At 42.9% G+C, this 15,038-nt stretch carries 15 protein-coding genes; 3 read left to right on the forward strand and 12 right to left on the reverse strand.

Going from position 1 to position 15,038, the window contains the following annotated elements:
- Nucleotides 1–27: 27 nt before the first annotated feature.
- From ACRWP9_RS01660 to gspC, 12 genes are read right to left on the reverse strand one after another with little or no spacing between them, the layout of a single operon-like run.
- A complete protein-coding gene (locus ACRWP9_RS01660; RefSeq protein ID WP_434927580.1) occupies nt 28–789 on the reverse strand; it encodes a type II secretion system protein N in 762 nt (253 codons plus the stop codon).
- A 9-nt stretch (nt 790–798) separates the two neighbouring features.
- Nucleotides 799–1,275 carry a type II secretion system protein M gene (locus ACRWP9_RS01665; protein ID WP_434927581.1) on the reverse strand — a complete coding sequence of 159 codons (477 nt, stop codon included), beginning with the start codon at nt 1,273–1,275 and terminating at the stop codon, nt 799–801.
- Between the two features lies 1 nt (nt 1,276).
- Nucleotides 1,277–2,494 (reverse strand): type II secretion system protein GspL, encoded by a 1,218-nt coding sequence (gene gspL / locus ACRWP9_RS01670; RefSeq protein ID WP_434927582.1) that lies wholly within the window; start codon nt 2,492–2,494, stop codon nt 1,277–1,279.
- 48 nt (nt 2,495–2,542) lie between these two features.
- Nucleotides 2,543–3,532, reverse strand: a complete 990-nt coding sequence (gspK, locus tag ACRWP9_RS01675; RefSeq protein ID WP_434927583.1) for a type II secretion system minor pseudopilin GspK — start codon at nt 3,530–3,532, stop codon at nt 2,543–2,545.
- The gene (gene gspJ / locus ACRWP9_RS01680) at nt 3,532–4,302 is read right to left on the reverse strand and encodes a type II secretion system minor pseudopilin GspJ (RefSeq protein ID WP_434927584.1); all 771 of its coding nucleotides are present in this window, start codon (nt 4,300–4,302) and stop codon (nt 3,532–3,534) included. The genes gspK and gspJ overlap by 1 nt, the downstream gene beginning before the upstream one ends.
- Entirely contained in the window at nt 4,283–4,651 is a 369-nt protein-coding gene (gene gspI / locus ACRWP9_RS01685; protein ID WP_434927585.1) for a type II secretion system minor pseudopilin GspI, read from the reverse strand. Before gspI ends, gspJ begins: the two co-directional genes overlap by 20 nt.
- A complete protein-coding gene (gspH, locus tag ACRWP9_RS01690; protein ID WP_434927586.1) occupies nt 4,638–5,216 on the reverse strand; it encodes a type II secretion system minor pseudopilin GspH in 579 nt (192 codons plus the stop codon). Before gspH ends, gspI begins: the two co-directional genes overlap by 14 nt.
- Before the next feature lie 3 nt (nt 5,217–5,219).
- Complete coding sequence (gspG, locus tag ACRWP9_RS01695) at nt 5,220–5,654, reverse strand: type II secretion system major pseudopilin GspG (RefSeq protein ID WP_434927587.1); 435 nt, start codon at nt 5,652–5,654, stop codon at nt 5,220–5,222.
- 55 nt (nt 5,655–5,709) lie between these two features.
- A complete protein-coding gene (gene gspF / locus ACRWP9_RS01700) occupies nt 5,710–6,942 on the reverse strand; it encodes a type II secretion system inner membrane protein GspF (protein WP_434927588.1) in 1,233 nt (410 codons plus the stop codon).
- 3 nt (nt 6,943–6,945) lie between these two features.
- Nucleotides 6,946–8,499 (reverse strand): type II secretion system ATPase GspE, encoded by a 1,554-nt coding sequence (gene gspE, locus ACRWP9_RS01705; protein WP_226415791.1) that lies wholly within the window; start codon nt 8,497–8,499, stop codon nt 6,946–6,948.
- Entirely contained in the window at nt 8,492–10,627 is a 2,136-nt protein-coding gene (gene gspD, locus ACRWP9_RS01710) for a type II secretion system secretin GspD (RefSeq protein WP_434927589.1), read from the reverse strand. Before gspD ends, gspE begins: the two co-directional genes overlap by 8 nt.
- A 26-nt stretch (nt 10,628–10,653) precedes the next feature.
- Nucleotides 10,654–11,568, reverse strand: a complete 915-nt coding sequence (gspC, locus tag ACRWP9_RS01715; protein ID WP_434927590.1) for a type II secretion system protein GspC — start codon at nt 11,566–11,568, stop codon at nt 10,654–10,656.
- Between the two features lie 253 nt (nt 11,569–11,821).
- Here gspC and hslR point away from each other — a divergent pair, with 253 nt between their 5' ends.
- The 3 genes from hslR to ACRWP9_RS01730 all read left to right on the forward strand — a co-directional run bounded on the left by hslR (nt 11,822) and on the right by ACRWP9_RS01730 (nt 14,926).
- Nucleotides 11,822–12,220 carry a ribosome-associated heat shock protein Hsp15 gene (gene hslR, locus ACRWP9_RS01720; protein ID WP_226412436.1) on the forward strand — a complete coding sequence of 133 codons (399 nt, stop codon included), beginning with the start codon at nt 11,822–11,824 and terminating at the stop codon, nt 12,218–12,220.
- 48 nt (nt 12,221–12,268) lie between these two features.
- Nucleotides 12,269–13,129: an Hsp33 family molecular chaperone HslO gene (gene hslO / locus ACRWP9_RS01725; protein WP_434927591.1), complete on the forward strand. Its 861-nt coding sequence runs from the start codon at nt 12,269–12,271 to the stop codon at nt 13,127–13,129.
- Between the two features lie 234 nt (nt 13,130–13,363).
- Nucleotides 13,364–14,926, forward strand: coding sequence for a phosphoenolpyruvate carboxykinase (locus ACRWP9_RS01730; RefSeq protein WP_434928891.1), 1,563 nt, complete (start codon nt 13,364–13,366; stop codon nt 14,924–14,926).
- The last annotated feature ends 112 nt before the right edge of the window (nt 14,927–15,038 follow it).

Raw genomic sequence — 15,038 nt, forward strand, 5'->3', positions numbered from 1 at the left:
ACTCGAACGCTCAGCACTCGCTGACACTTATAAACCCGGGATAGCACCTTGATAGTTAATCGGATAATATCCTTGGCTATCTTGTCTACCCAAAAATGCTAAAGCTTCGGTTAAATCTTTTGGCTGAGCCGCTGTAGGTTTTATTTTAGCACTGACTTTAACCAAGTTATTTTCAGCCAAAGTAATAGTGCCCACCAAACCTAATTGATTCAATTGCTCGTCGGTAGTTAATTGCACTTGACCATCAAGACAGTTCAGACCTAAAGCAATATTACCCAATGGATATTCGCCAAATTGATTAATGACATGGGTACTGTTTAAAAACAACTTACCTTTAAGCTGCTCACACCAGGGCAGACCCTGCTCTAGCTTCTCTACCATTAAGCTGATGTCGCCATTTAGTTGCGCTCTAAACGGCAAGCGTGCTCCCGCAACAATAAAACTATTGGGCGCATCAAAGCGTAAATTTTCTACCTGCAAACCGGAAAAAGAGTATCTGATACTGCCTTTACTGCTGACAGCCGTTGCCCGCGTACCGATTTTAAAATCAATATCTGCACGGCCAATAAACAATGCCCACGGACTCAACTGCCAACTCACCTGTTCTAATTGGCGTTGATCAATACGCACCAGATCGGCTTTACCATCCCATAAAGTACCGTCCACACCCGAAAACTGAATATTATTCGGTAATGGCGCTACGCTCACTAACAGACTGGCAGGTAAATATACAATCAAAAAAATCAAATACACCACTACAGCAATGCCAATTTTGACAAATAATTTCACAAACATTCCTTACTGAGACAACTGAATACGTCTGACATTAACAAAACCCGCCGTATCTGAATCTGATAAATCGACGCTATCTAACGTTAAACCTTTTTGATCAACCAAATTATGTAAATAGTCTAACAGCGAGTCAAATGGCACTTCGTCCATCCACAGTTGAATTTTATTATCCTGTGGCTGCATTCGAGTTATCTCTAAATTATATTGGCTGGCAGTTTGGTTCACAATCGAGCTTAAACTGCCGCTAGCTTGAACTTTCGCTCCGGCTTTTTCAAGGCCAGCTATCTTATTGGCTGTTTGCTTCACATAATTTAAGTTTTGCAGCTCAGCATTATAATTACGCTCGGCTGTTTGTTGAGCATTTGAAATAGGCGACCATACTCCCCAATACAAAATACCAATCACCACAATCACACTACAAAAACCAACTAGTTGTTGCTCTCGATGCACTAAGCCTTGCCACCAAATACGCAAATTATCCATCTTATTTGCTCCTCAAGGTTAGTGTGCTGGTAACACTGTCTTCATTACTGTTCATTGCACCGCCATCGAGCTGGAAGTCTTTGCTGACAATGTCTTTAAATTTATCTAACTGGGCATAATTGTCAGCAACAACCTGCATCCTTAATTCATTACGGTTTGCATCAAAACGCAATGAGGTGGGTTTAAGTTGAGGTACACTGGAAAATGCGGGCTTCAACCCATCTAACATTTCAAAAAATGCCACTCCACCACCTTGACCTTGCATACTGCGCAACTGGCTATTGATTTGGGAGCGAATATCCACAATACGATTAATGCTTGGCGCTACAGACTTAAATATCGCCTCACTTTGAATTTTCATTGCCGCTGTCTGATGATTTAATTGAGAAATTGCCAAACCTTTATTAACGAGCGCCAATACCAAAACAGCTACCATCATAATCGCAGCATTACGCCATAACATAAGGTGTTTACTGTATTCACGCTTGGGCTTATATGCACCTGATAATAGGTTAACCGGGGCATTCAAAATACCTTTGGCCAATACCATCATAGGGAGTTCAAGCGGCTTAGGTGACAGCGTTATATGGTTAGCGTTAAAGGTTATTCCTTCACTATAACAAGCAACATCAATGCTCTGCTCGATAGCGGCACTTTTTTGCGCCTCTGCGACTAACTTTGGCAATGCTAAGTCAGTCCAGGCCTTAGGCAAACTGACACCAGCACCTTCGCCTGTTCGCAATAAATACTCATCACCAAAGCTCATAATAGCCCAGCGACATTGCTCAAGGGGTAAGGCTAAGCAATCTGGTACAATGCGTTTTGCTTTTAAACCTGCATCCATTAACCATGTTAGCCATAATTGCATTTGTTGATGCTCAACCGCGACCACATTAACATTGTCACCATGGCGGGTTCCTACCACAAAATGCATGTTATCTACATCACTGGCAATGGACTCTTCCAGCATAAATGGCAACGCCTTAAGCGCTTGACGTTGGCCTTTTTCAGGTACCGCTATTTTAGTTAACGTCATGCTTGCTGCTGGCACTAACACATCAACAGGTCGATTACCCACACGAGCTGTTAAGCTGTTAAGACTGAGCGCATCGGGTAATTCGCCTGAAGCAATGATTTCTTGCTCCTGCTCAGACCACACTAACCATGAACATGGGTGATCTGCTGTTTTACCTAATCGGATAAATAGCCTTTCAGACACTGTTATTCTCCACCAATCTCTTACCGCATCATGCGGTTGAGTTTGTTATTATTGTTGGCCACCGTACTGGCGAGTGATGACATCTAAATTATTGCCACTGCGCTTCAATACACTGTCCATTCTGAATATTGCATTATCTACTTTGGCACCTGAGTGCAGTAAAAAATAATCACTCGTAATCACAAAACTTGAACGAAGAGTCGCTTCAGACTTTATTCCTCTAAATGAGGAGTTATCCCAAAAATCTTCTATTTTTTCAAAACCATCTGCAGGTCGCTGGTTAATAATATTTTCGGCATCGGCAATAGAAATCTGATTATCCAACATGCCTACCATTAACGCCGCTTGTTCAACTTCAATAGTATTTACATTGAGCAATTGGCGATCATCACCGGGTATCGCACAAATATAGGGTAATAGTGTTACATATATATCTTGGGTAAAGCCCAGCACTGCACGAAGCTCACTACGATGCTGCATTAATGTATTCGCTGCACGATACGGTACTTTTCGAGACTCATATTCGGCATCTTCTGCACCAAATGGACCCGATAAAGTATCTTCATCAATATAATCTTTTAGGGTATGCGTTAAACGCTCTGCACCAAACTCATCCATGCCTAGGGCAATTAATAACCCTTGAAATTGCTTAGCCGCCAAGGTTAATTTTGGCTGCCCATTTTCAACTTCTTTTGACTCAAGCCCTACGGCATTCAAGTTGAAACAGGCACGCATATCTTGTATTTCACCGGCAATTTGGCCGTCTTCAACAGGAAAAATCACGTCGGCTAATGCCCAATATTGCTGGCGATGAACGATATTACCGTCGGCATCTTCAAAGTCTTGTTTGAGCACTTTCATTGCCAACTCTTCGCCGGACAGGGCATACCAATAAGCCTGATCATATTGCGCTAAATTAAGTGTACGACGCATTGAGAGCTGGTTGCGACTGGTGATGTTAGTGGCAATTGTGACTACCACAGCAACAATTAAAATCACCACTATCATGGCTACGCCCTGCTGCTTATGACGCCCCATCAACCTCGTCCACCATCATTACCATTGCCGACATCACGGCCATTATCATCAGTTCCATCACCATTATTCGTACCATCGTCAACTTTATCTTTGTCTGACTCATTATTACCGTTTGATCCATTATTAGAATCATTTTTGTCGCTAGGTTTGGGTGCTGATGCACCTTTGGGCAATAAAAACTGGCGTTGAATTTTTCCTAAGCCCTCAATTTCTAAGTTAATCGCAATCCCTTTTGGCATGGTGGTGCCATCGGTTTTTCGCTCCCATTTATCATTAATATAAAATGAATATTCTATTGATAATACATTTTCAATAATAAGTGTTTTTAATGGCTCTGCACCACTTTCAGGCTCTGGGTAAGGATAATACCAACGCTCTAAGCGACCACCTTGCACAACATAGGCAACCGACTGGATACTGCCTCGGGGTAAAATACCATCAGGGTTTAACCAACCTAACCGATAAAACACCAATGCTTCCGTTTCTGACTCAAGTAGATTGTCACCACTTTGAAAATAACTGTTACTGCGTTCACCATCTAAGCCGCGAAATGTACGCGCAACTATTTGACCCAAATCTCGCTCAATTGCGCCAAAACCTTGTTGTAACGCTTTTAAACGAACGGAGAAAGCCTTGGTCACTTCATCGTTTTTCATTACGGTCGACAACACTGAGTTTGCTGCAAGGCCAATCATCGCAAAAATAGCGATAGCAATAAGCATCTCAAGTAAGGTAAAACCTTTATGGCCTTTAACCGCGGTTGTGAACATAACTACTCACTTGTGCCACTATGCGGGTATAACGCTGATCTTTACTCACACTGACTCGGATCATTCTGAAATTATCATCGGTGGTTTTTATCACTTCTTGACGCCAATACCACTCTTCACCGGCCAGCTCTACTTGGCCATCTTTTGAACCAATGTCGGGAAACTTATCCGGCAAGCGCGCCTCAACCATTTGATTACTGGCAACCCATTGCCCTAAGGTTCGCTCTTCTAAAATGGGCATGTTAGCCATTTGCTCGCCTAAACTTTTTGTGACTGACACAGCTGCAATAGAAAATACTGCTAAGGCGACAATCACTTCTAGTAAGGTCATGCCTTTAGAGTTGTTCATCAAAACGCCCTATCGATAATCGCCCTAATGCATCACCCACAACTAATACATCAATAGGTTGTCGGTTTTCATCGTTTATTGAAAAGTTCAGCTCAAATGGGGTCATCTCACCGCTTGGAAACAACAGAATTTGAGGTTCAGGATTTTTCTTTTTATCTTCAGCACTGGGCTCGTCAATAAAGGGCTCATCAAACCAAGAGTCTTGTTGCTCATCCTCTTGGTCAAGAGGCATACCATCTAACACTAAATTAAGCGTCATTCCTGGCGCTAAATCATGAACAGATAACAGCTTATCTTGCTCTATGGGTTCCCATTTAGCATCTTTATAATACACAAATTGATATGCGCTTTCGTCAACCACTATGCCAATGAATTGGCCACTTAACACGGTTTCATCGAGTACTAATTCTACTGCAGCCATAAAGCGTTGAGCTTGCTTTTTTAACTCTTGTTCAGGCCCAGCACTGCCCATTGATAGGGTAACAGCCGCAGCGGCTAGCCCCATCAATAATGCAACAAGCAAGACTTCTAGTAGCGTAAAACCAGATTGACGATATTTTTGCATGGCTTATTGGAAATCTTGTAAATTCCAGTTACCGATATCATCTTCAGTACCTGGTTGACCATCTGGACCTGCGCTAAAGATATCTAACTTGCCGTTTTCACCTGGGCTTAATAATAAATATTCGTTGCGCCATGGGTCCTGTGGCAAACGTTTTACATAGCCATCATCACGGTAGTTACGTGGCTCTGGCGATGATGACGGTTTTTGAACCAATGCATCTAAACCTTGATCTGTGGTTGGATAAACACTGTTATCTAGCTTATACATGTCTAATGCGTTTTCGAGTGCAACGATGTCAGATACCGCTTTTTGCTGATCGGCTTTATCCTTGTTTCCCATTAAGTTGGGAACTACCATTGAGGCTAAAATCCCTAGAATAACGATAACAACCATGACCTCAAGTAAGGTAAAACCACGTTGTTTGGTGTGCTTTTGCATTGAATACTTCCTCTAAAACAGTGTTGTTAATATTATGTGGATTAAGGCTTTAGCATTAACCGCTGATTAAATTGTTGAGTTCTAAAATAGGTTGTAAAATTGCCATTACAATAAATAACACTACACCTGCCATGCTAACAACAAGCAGCGGCTCAAATACGCCGATAGCAATGTTGACGTTAGATTCAAATTCACGGTCTTGGTTATCTGCCGCACGTTCTAACATATTTTCTAGCTGGCCACTTTTTTCACCCGAAGCGATCATATACAGCATCATAGCGGGAAAAAGTTTAGTGTTGGTTAATGCTGCGCCTAAACTGGTACCTTCGCGCACTCTAGCACCGGCATCATCAACGGCAGCACGCACTTTCACATTTTGCAGTACTTCACTGGAAATACGCATACCATCTAATAATGGCACCGCACTAGCGGATAAAATACTTAGGGTTCGAGCAAATCGTGCGGTATTGATACTCTTACTGACCTTACCAATCACAGGAAGTTTCAATAGTAATGAATCAAACTTCATCCGCATTGCTGGCTGAGTTAATAAGCGTTTAAGTACAACAAACAAGGCGACAATCACGCCAACAAGAATAAAACCGTAGTTTTGCACAAAGTCAGAGGCAAGAATTAAAAACTGGGTTGTGCCGGGTAACTCTTGGCCCATATGTTCAAATTGACCAACCACTTTAGGTACGACTGCGGCTAATAATACCGCAATGACGCCAATGGCAACCGTGGTCAGTACCGCAGGATAAATCATTGCCTGAGTCAGTTTTGATTTCAATTGTTGGCGGCGCTCGGTGTAATCGGCTAAACGATTTAACACTACTTCTAAATGGCCAGATTTTTCACCCGACGCCACCATAGCGCGATATAAGTCATCAAATACATGGGGGAATTCCGCCATTGAGTCAGCAAGGCTATAACCTTCGACCACCCGTGAGCGAACCGCCATAATCATATTACCTAAACGGGCTTTTTCAGATTGTTGCCCCACAGCTTTTAAGGCTTCTTCAATCGGTAAACCCGCGGCAACTAAGGTGGCAATTTGTCGGGTAATTAACGCCAATTCCGCGACAGAAATACGTTTCTTAAATAAGTTACCAAAACTAAAACCGCCACTTTGTGAACGAGCCTCTTTGTCTGCCACTTGCTGTATTTCTACCGGCATTAGGCGTTGCTCACGTAATTGACTACGGGCATGACGCGCCGAGTCGGCTTCTATCACCCCTTTTTGTTGCTTGCCTTTTTTATCAAGGGCTTTGTATTCAAACGCTGCCATTGATTATTCCTCGCGAGTGACGCGTAGTACTTCTTCTAATGTCGTTAAGCCTGCCAGCACTTTACTCATGCCGTCATGACGAATACTTGGGATGGTTTTACGGACATATTTTTCAATGGCTAACTCACCACGGCCACCGTGAATAAGTTCACGCACGTTATCATCAACCACCAGCAGTTCATGAATGCCGGTACGGCCACGATAACCATTTTCGCCACAGGCTTTACACCCTTTGGCACGGAATATAACCCGTGTGTCATTGGCGGTTATGCCTAAAAGTTCACGTTCACGCTCATCGGGCACATGCGATTCTTTACATTTAGGGCATAAGGTACGAATAAGTCGCTGCGCTAATACGCCCAGTAAACTAGATGAAACCAGAAAAGGTTCTACGCCCATATCTTGCAGACGCGTAATAGCACCAGAAGCGGTATTGGTATGTAAGGTTGAAATCACTAAGTGACCCGTAAGTGATGCTTGTATGGCAATTTGCGCGGTTTCTAAGTCGCGGATTTCGCCTATCATTACCACATCGGGGTCTTGACGTAATATGGCGCGTAAACCTCGGGCAAACGTCATGTCGACTTTATTGTTAACCTGAGTTTGGCCTACACCTTCTAATTCATATTCGATAGGATCTTCAACGGTTAAGATATTGGTGTCTTTGGAGTTGATTTCAGTCAAGCCAGCATACAAGGTAGTACTTTTACCTGAACCTGTTGGACCGGTCACCAAAATAATGCCATGGGGCTTACGAATAAGTTGATCGAATTGCTCGCGAATACCGGGTGTCATGCCCAATTGCTGTAAATCAAGGTTACCGGTATTTTTATCTAACAGACGCATCACCACACGTTCGCCATGACTTGATGGCATGGTCGAAACACGTACATCGACCGCACGTCCAGCAATACGCAGCGAAATACGTCCATCTTGTGGTACACGTTTTTCGGCAATATCTAATCGTGCCATCACTTTAATACGTGACACTAGTAAAGAAGATAACTTGCGGTTTGGTTTTAAAACTTCCTTCAACACACCGTCAATACGGAAACGAACAATAAGTTGTTTCTCATAGGTTTCAATATGGATATCAGAGGCTTCTTCTTTAATGGCTTCGGATAACAAAGCGTTAATCAACTTAATGATTGGCGCATCATCATCACCTTCGAGCAAATCCTCTGTTTGAGGCAACTCTTCAGCTAAGGTAAACAAGTCCATCTCGTTACCAATATCTTCCATAAGCTGTTGTGCTTCTGACGAATTGGCCTGATAAGCTTGGGTTAACTTAGCTTCAAAAGTGGTTTTTTCCAATTTGAATAAGGGTAAATCTTGTCCTGTATAACGACGCGCCTCAAGCATGGCTTCAATAGGGGTCGCCTCAGTGTAAAACAACGACAACAGCTCATCTTGTTTAGCCAGCACCAATTGAAAACGGTGGGCAAACGTGAACGGTAGTCGCTCTTTGCTATTAGAGTGGAAGACCTCATCGCCTTCCACTTCTAGCGCTAACTCTTGAGATGCCTGCGCCAACGGATCCGCTGCGATATCAGTCATCATTTTGCTCACTATCATTTAGATCATTTGTTTGTTTGCTTTCATTAATGCTTCTTAATGCCGGGTCAGTTTCACGCATTTGGGTTTCTAACCCTTTACCATTTTTATAACGTTCAAGTACCTGGTTAACGTCATCCGGAACATAAGTGTCTTGATCCCACTCGTCCAAAATTGGCACATTAGAGTCAGGCATTAAGTTGATACCGCCACGTTGCTGTTCAAGTTGCAGTGCACGGAAATAGTTATACTTACGACCCGCTATGCCTTCCATGGTGATACCGTCACGGATAATGGTTGGCTTAATAAACACCATTAGATTTTTCTTTTTCTTACCGCTTGAAGACGATTTAAAGAGATGACCAATAATAGGCAGATCACCTAAAAACGGCACTTTTTGCACGCTTTCTTGAACTTCTTCACTGATTAAGCCACCCAGTACCACAATTTGACCAGAATCAGCCATAACAGTCGTAGTTAAGCGGCGAGTCGCAAAGGTCACATCAACACCGGTTTTACCGTTAATGCCTGACACCTCTTGCTCAATCGTTAGCTTAACCGAAGTCCCTTCGTTAATTTGCGGTACGACTTTTAATTTAACGCCCACTTCTTTACGTTCAACGGTTTGAAAAGGGTTACTGTTACCGTTACTGGAATTTTGGCTGCCGGTTAAAATAGGTACTTCATCACCAACAATAAACGAGGCTTCTTGGTTATCAAGAGTGGTAATTGACGGCGTTGCCAACACGTTTGAATTAGTGTCACTTGATACCGCTTGAATAAGTGCTCCAAAGTCACCCATAGCAACGCCCCAGGCCATGCCATTTACTTTGCCTAAAGCCTGTGCAAGTAAAGTAATATCGCCCTGAGAACTTGGGTTTTGACCAATTACCTCACCTGTACTTGGATTAGTAATAAAAGTACCTTCTTGTTCGCGTGCATTCCATATACCCGCACCAATCTCACCAATCGTTGGGCCTAGGTTATTAAACTGAGTGCCGCCACCGGCTTCGGTAACCCATTGAATGCCAAAACCAACATCATCGCCTTCGGCAACTTCAACGATAATAGCTTCAACCAATACCTGTGCTCGGCGAATATCGAGTTGGTTTATCACGCTTTCGATGGTGCGCATTTGATCGGGTTCAGCACTGATCACCAAGGCATTGGTGTCAGCGTGGGCCATAATATTAATTTCGCTACGGCGCTTACTGCCACCAGCTTGTTGAGCACCGTCTTTATCACTTTGTAAGTTTTGCGCAAAACCGGTTAATACTTCGACTAAATCTTCCGCATTGGCATAACGTAAATAACGTACTTTAGTATTACCAGTATTCGCTTGTTCTGCATCTAAACGCTTAATTAACTCAACTACGCGTTGACGACTTTTTTCATCACCGCTGACAATCACAGCATTGGTGCGCTCGTCGGCAACCACTTTAGGTGCTTGGCCAGGTAATTGTGATTGATTAGCACTTGAACGGTAAAGGGTGTCAATGATACGAACAATTTCACCCGCCGAAGCAAACTCTAATGACACCACTTGAACTGCGGTATCACCCTGTTTGTCAACGCGGCGCACAATATCCACCAACTTGTTAACAACAGCGGCTCGCCCCGAAATCATTAATACGTTTGATGGGTCATAGTTAACAACGTTACCGCCACCCGCGTTATCATTTAATTGGCGCAATAGCGGTGCAAGCTGCTTAGCTTCGGTATTGTATAGCGCCACAATACGCGTCACCATTTCGTCACCTAAGCCAGGAGTAGAGTCATCAGCAACACGAATTGCAGCAGTTTTAGCGTCTTTATCTTTAATGACTTTAATGACATGGTTTTCCATTTCAACCACGGCATAACCATAGACTTGCAGCACATTGAGGAAAAACTGGTAATACTGATCGTCATTTAACAGATCATAACTACGCACATTAATTTTACCGCGCACTGTAGGATCGACAATAATAGTTTTATTCAGGTTTTTACCGACAATATTAATAAACTCTTGTATGTCAGTTCCTTTGAAGTTGGCAGCATATTGTTCCGACCAAGCGCCATGGGAAGCGAGCATCGCAGCACCAGCAATCATGCCTGCAATAATCTTGTGTCGAAGTCCTTTGTTATTCATTATTCTTATTCCCCTAATGCCACTAATTATTGTGGCAAACTAAACATGATTTCGACCAATTGTCCTTCGCGTTCGACCATCACCGACATTTCTGTCAGTTCAGACAACTGCGCCATCACTTCTAATGCCTGACTCATTTCGGTCAGATCAAATCCGTTAATTGATTTAGCTAAATCACTCGGTTGGAACCCTGCCTGTTTAAACAGTTCCGCATCTTTACCTGGATTTAAACGATACCCGGCTATTTCTCCGTCTCTTTGAACGGGGGAAATGGCAATATAATCGGTAATTTTACTTGGGTCAGACAGCAACTCATCACGTGAATGAGCCAATTCAGCAGAAAGCTCACTGTTGCGCATGTCCACTTGCCTAACATCACGCGAGTTAATTTTAGCCTGCTGGAGCTGCTGATTAACATTACTTTGCGTGGTGTATGCTAAGCCATCTAACATCAAGGTTTCATAGCGCCCCGAGTTAGTAATAATGATGCGGTCGGCGTAGACTTCTTTAAGTGAAGCAGACGTCCCTTTAATTTTATCGCCAAGGCTGTAGGTGTCTTGGTTGCCGCTAGATTCAATAACAGCCAGGCCATGTCGCTCTGATGTTGATGCAACCACACCCGTTAATAAAATTGATAAATTGGTTTTAGGTGCGTCAGTGATTTGCTCAACGACCTCTGCCTTAGGCCGACTATTATTGTTATTAACTTGACCAAACAATAATAAATTGCGCACAGCATCAAGCTCCACACGCTTGGCGGAAGAGGCCGACACAGGAGAGGGTTGCCAATTTGCCTGATTATCAGACACGGGCATTAACTTCCATGTAATTTGTGCAGCAAGCAGCAACACAATTATAAGACCTAAGCCAAAGACGATATTACTCACTTGTTTGTGAGGAATAACGGCAGCTTTAGTGATCAGTTTATCTAATAAATCCATAGGTTTTGGACCCTCTATACTTTTACAGTACAGGCCTCTGTTTTATGTTGTAATTTAGTTATAGCTACCCATGCTAACTCACACAGCAATAAGCAACAAGCCCAGAGCAGATCAATTGGCGAAATACGCCCAAATATGCTAACTTTACGCGCCAGAAAAGGGTGTGAGGTCGGCCGCTTTTTACGATGATACTTTATCGATATGACGGTAAAATGAATCAGCTTGTGAACTCAGTCCAGTTTAGGGAGGCGCTTTGAAAGACAATAAGTCCGATAAATCCACTATTAGGCTCGACAAATGGCTTTGGGCAGCTCGTTTTTACAAAACCCGCGCATTAGCCAAAGACATGATTAATGGCGGCAAAGTACATTACAATGGACAACGTACTAAATCCAGTAAGAATGCTGAGCTGGGTTGTAAAATACGCATTCGCCAAGGTCACGACGATAGAGAAGTTGTTATTGTAAAGTTATCGGAGCAACGACAAGGTGCTGAAATTGCCCAAACACTTTATCAAGAAACCGAACAAAGCATTATTAAACGTGAGTTTAACGCCGAAGCAAGACGATTGAACATGCTAAACAATCCGGTTCCAGACCATAAACCGGATAAAAAACAGCGCAGACAGCTTATGCGCTTCAAAGAATTATAGAATTAGACGATTAATCAATTAATCGACTTATTACAGAAGAGATACGTGATGACTAACGATATATTACACCGCTACCTGTTTGATAACGCTGATGTCCGTGGTGAAATTGTTCAATTACAAGATTGTTACCAACAAGTACTATCCGCCCATGATTATCCTGTAGCGGTTCAGCATTTATTAGGTCAATTGATGGCAGCAACCTCTTTACTGACAGCCACAATTAAATTTTCTGGTGATATCAGCGTCCAGTTACAAGGTGACGGCCCAGTATCATTAGCGGTCATTAATGGCAATAACAAGCAAGTATTACGCGGCGTTTCACGCTGGAAAGGTGATATTGCCGCTGATGCTAGCCTGCAAGATATGATGGGCAAAGGCTATATGGTGATAACCCTAACACCGGATGAAGGTGAGCGTTATCAAGGTATTGTGTCATTAGACCACTCGAATATGGCGGCCTGTTTAGAAGAATACTTTAACCAGTCAGAGCAGCTACCGACTCAAATTCAGCTTTTTGCCAACGGTCAACAAGCGGCGGGAATGTTGTTACAGGTATTACCTTCTAAATCAGCTGAAAATGAAGACTATGAGCACTTATCAGCAATTACTGCCACAATTAAAGCTGATGAATTGTTCACCCTTGACGCTGAACAAGTGCTACATCGCTTATATCATCAAGAAGAAGTGCGTTTATTTGATCCTGTAAATGTGACATTTAAATGCAGTTGTTCACGCGAACGTACCTCAGCAGCTATTCGTACTATTCCACAGACTGAAGTGGAGCAGATTTTAGCTGAGGAAGGTAAAATTGATATGAACTGCGAATACTGCTCAATAATGTACACCTTTGACCGCATCGACATCGCCTCCATTTATGCCATAAGCCCAAGCAACGACACTGCACAGTAACCTCACCACGTAAAAAAAGCTGAAAGGGTTTCACAAAAAAGGCGCTAAATGCGCCTTTTTTGACCTTTGTTCTCAGCAAAAAATAGACAAACCTGAAAAACTTTCAAAAAAATTACCAAACTGTTCGTTACCCCGCTTGCAACATACGTTACAATCAAGCATCTGAACGGCATAGACATATAATAATAGTCTTTCAGAAAACCTCTTTCTTATGCTTTAGAGCGAAAACGACCTATAAAATTGGAGATTTACACTATGGCGGATGTATCAAACCGCGTTCACCTTAATCCGACAACTGCGCAACTTGTTGAAATAGCGCTTCTTCGTGGCGAAGGTCAACTTACCGCAAACGGTGCATTAGTGGCAAAAACGGGCGAAAGAACAGGACGTTCACCTAACGATCGTTTTATTGTTAAAGAATCAGGCTCAGAAAGTGAAATTGAATGGGGCAAAGTTAACCGCCCATTTGATGCAGGAAAATTTGATGCGTTATGGGGCCGTGTAGAAGCTTACCTAGCAGACAAAGAGTTGTTTATGTCTGAACTTGAAGTGGGCGCAGATGATGACCATTATTTACCGATAAAAGTCACTACCGAATATGCATGGCACCAGATATTCGCACGTAATTTATTTATCACGCCAGAGACCTTTAACCGTGGCAACAAAGACGTTTGGCAAATAATCAATGCGCCAGGCTTTGTTTGTGTGCCAGAGCGTGATGGCACCAACTCAGAAGCGACAGTTATCCTTAACTTTGCAGAGCGTAAAGTCTTGTTAGCAGGTCTTAAATACGCCGGTGAAATGAAGAAGTCGATGTTCTCGGTGCAAAACTTCCTGCTACCAGCCAAAGGCGTGTTACCAATGCACTGCTCGGCAAACGTGGGTCATGATGGCGATACTACCCTATTTTTTGGTTTATCAGGCACAGGTAAAACCACCTTGTCAGCCGATCCAAAACGTTTCTTAATTGGTGATGACGAACATGGTTGGGCACCGGGTGGCGTGTTTAACATTGAAGGCGGCTGTTACGCCAAATGTATCGATTTAAGCCAAAAGAATGAACCTGTTATTTGGGATGCTATTCGTTTTGGTACCGTGCTTGAAAACGTCGTATTAGATGCTAACCGCGTGCCTGACTATTCAGATACCAGCTTAACCGAAAACAGCCGTGCAGCTTATCCTCTTGAGCATATTGCCCAACGTAAAGAAGAAAACTGTGGCGCAGAGCCAAACTCAGTGGTGTTTTTAACCTGTGATGTCTCTGGTGTATTACCGCCAGTTTCAATACTGACTAAAGAGCAAGCTGCCTATCACTTCTTGTCAGGTTACACGGCTAAAGTGGGTTCAACTGAAATGGGCTCTACTGCTGCGATTCAATCAACATTTTCAACCTGTTTTGGTGCGCCTTTCTTCCCTCGCCCAGCGGGCGTGTACGCTGAACTGTTAATGAAGCGTATTGAATCATTCGGTAGCCGAGTGTATTTAGTTAATACAGGCTGGACAGGTGGTCCACATGGTGTTGGTAAGCGTTTTGATATACCAACAACGCGTGCCATTGTTGATGCTATTGTTAGTGGTGAACTAAAAGATGTTGAAACAGTTCATATCGAAAAATTGAATTTAGCGGTACCCGTTGCAATTACCGGTGTTGATAGTAAGTTACTTAACCCAGTTAACACTTGGGCTGATAAAGCTGAATACGATAAGTATGCCCAACAAATTGCCCAAGAGTTTGCGGCAAACTTTGTTAAATACGATGTGTCAGATGCGATTAAAAATGCTGGACCTAAAGCTTAACTCCCCTTGCTTTAGGTTACTATTTTAACCGCCAATAAGCCCTAACCTAGTTAGGGCTTATTTTTTACCCTTTCGCTACCCGTTTAAACCTGTCTCACCAACAACCTATTCT

This window comes from Shewanella sp. HL-SH2 (assembly GCF_051164935.1).
Classification (GTDB): domain Bacteria; phylum Pseudomonadota; class Gammaproteobacteria; order Enterobacterales; family Shewanellaceae; genus Shewanella; species Shewanella glacialimarina.

Coding starts and splice junctions, on each gene's coding strand:
- ACRWP9_RS01665 (WP_434927581.1), bottom strand. CDS start 1,275: ATGGATAATTTGCGTATTTGGTGGCAAGGCTTAGTGCATCGAGAGCAA.
- gspD (WP_434927589.1), bottom strand. CDS start 10,627: ATGAATAACAAAGGACTTCGACACAAGATTATTGCAGGCATGATTGCT.
- hslO (WP_434927591.1), top strand. CDS start 12,269: ATGACTAACGATATATTACACCGCTACCTGTTTGATAACGCTGATGTC.
- gspI (WP_434927585.1), bottom strand. CDS start 4,651: ATGAACAACTCTAAAGGCATGACCTTACTAGAAGTGATTGTCGCCTTA.
- gspG (WP_434927587.1), bottom strand. CDS start 5,654: ATGCAAAAGCACACCAAACAACGTGGTTTTACCTTACTTGAGGTCATG.
- gspF (WP_434927588.1), bottom strand. CDS start 6,942: ATGGCAGCGTTTGAATACAAAGCCCTTGATAAAAAAGGCAAGCAACAA.
- gspH (WP_434927586.1), bottom strand. CDS start 5,216: ATGCAAAAATATCGTCAATCTGGTTTTACGCTACTAGAAGTCTTGCTT.
- gspK (WP_434927583.1), bottom strand. CDS start 3,532: ATGGGGCGTCATAAGCAGCAGGGCGTAGCCATGATAGTGGTGATTTTA.
- gspC (WP_434927590.1), bottom strand. CDS start 11,568: ATGGATTTATTAGATAAACTGATCACTAAAGCTGCCGTTATTCCTCAC.
- gspE (WP_226415791.1), bottom strand. CDS start 8,499: ATGACTGATATCGCAGCGGATCCGTTGGCGCAGGCATCTCAAGAGTTA.
- gspJ (WP_434927584.1), bottom strand. CDS start 4,302: ATGTTCACAACCGCGGTTAAAGGCCATAAAGGTTTTACCTTACTTGAG.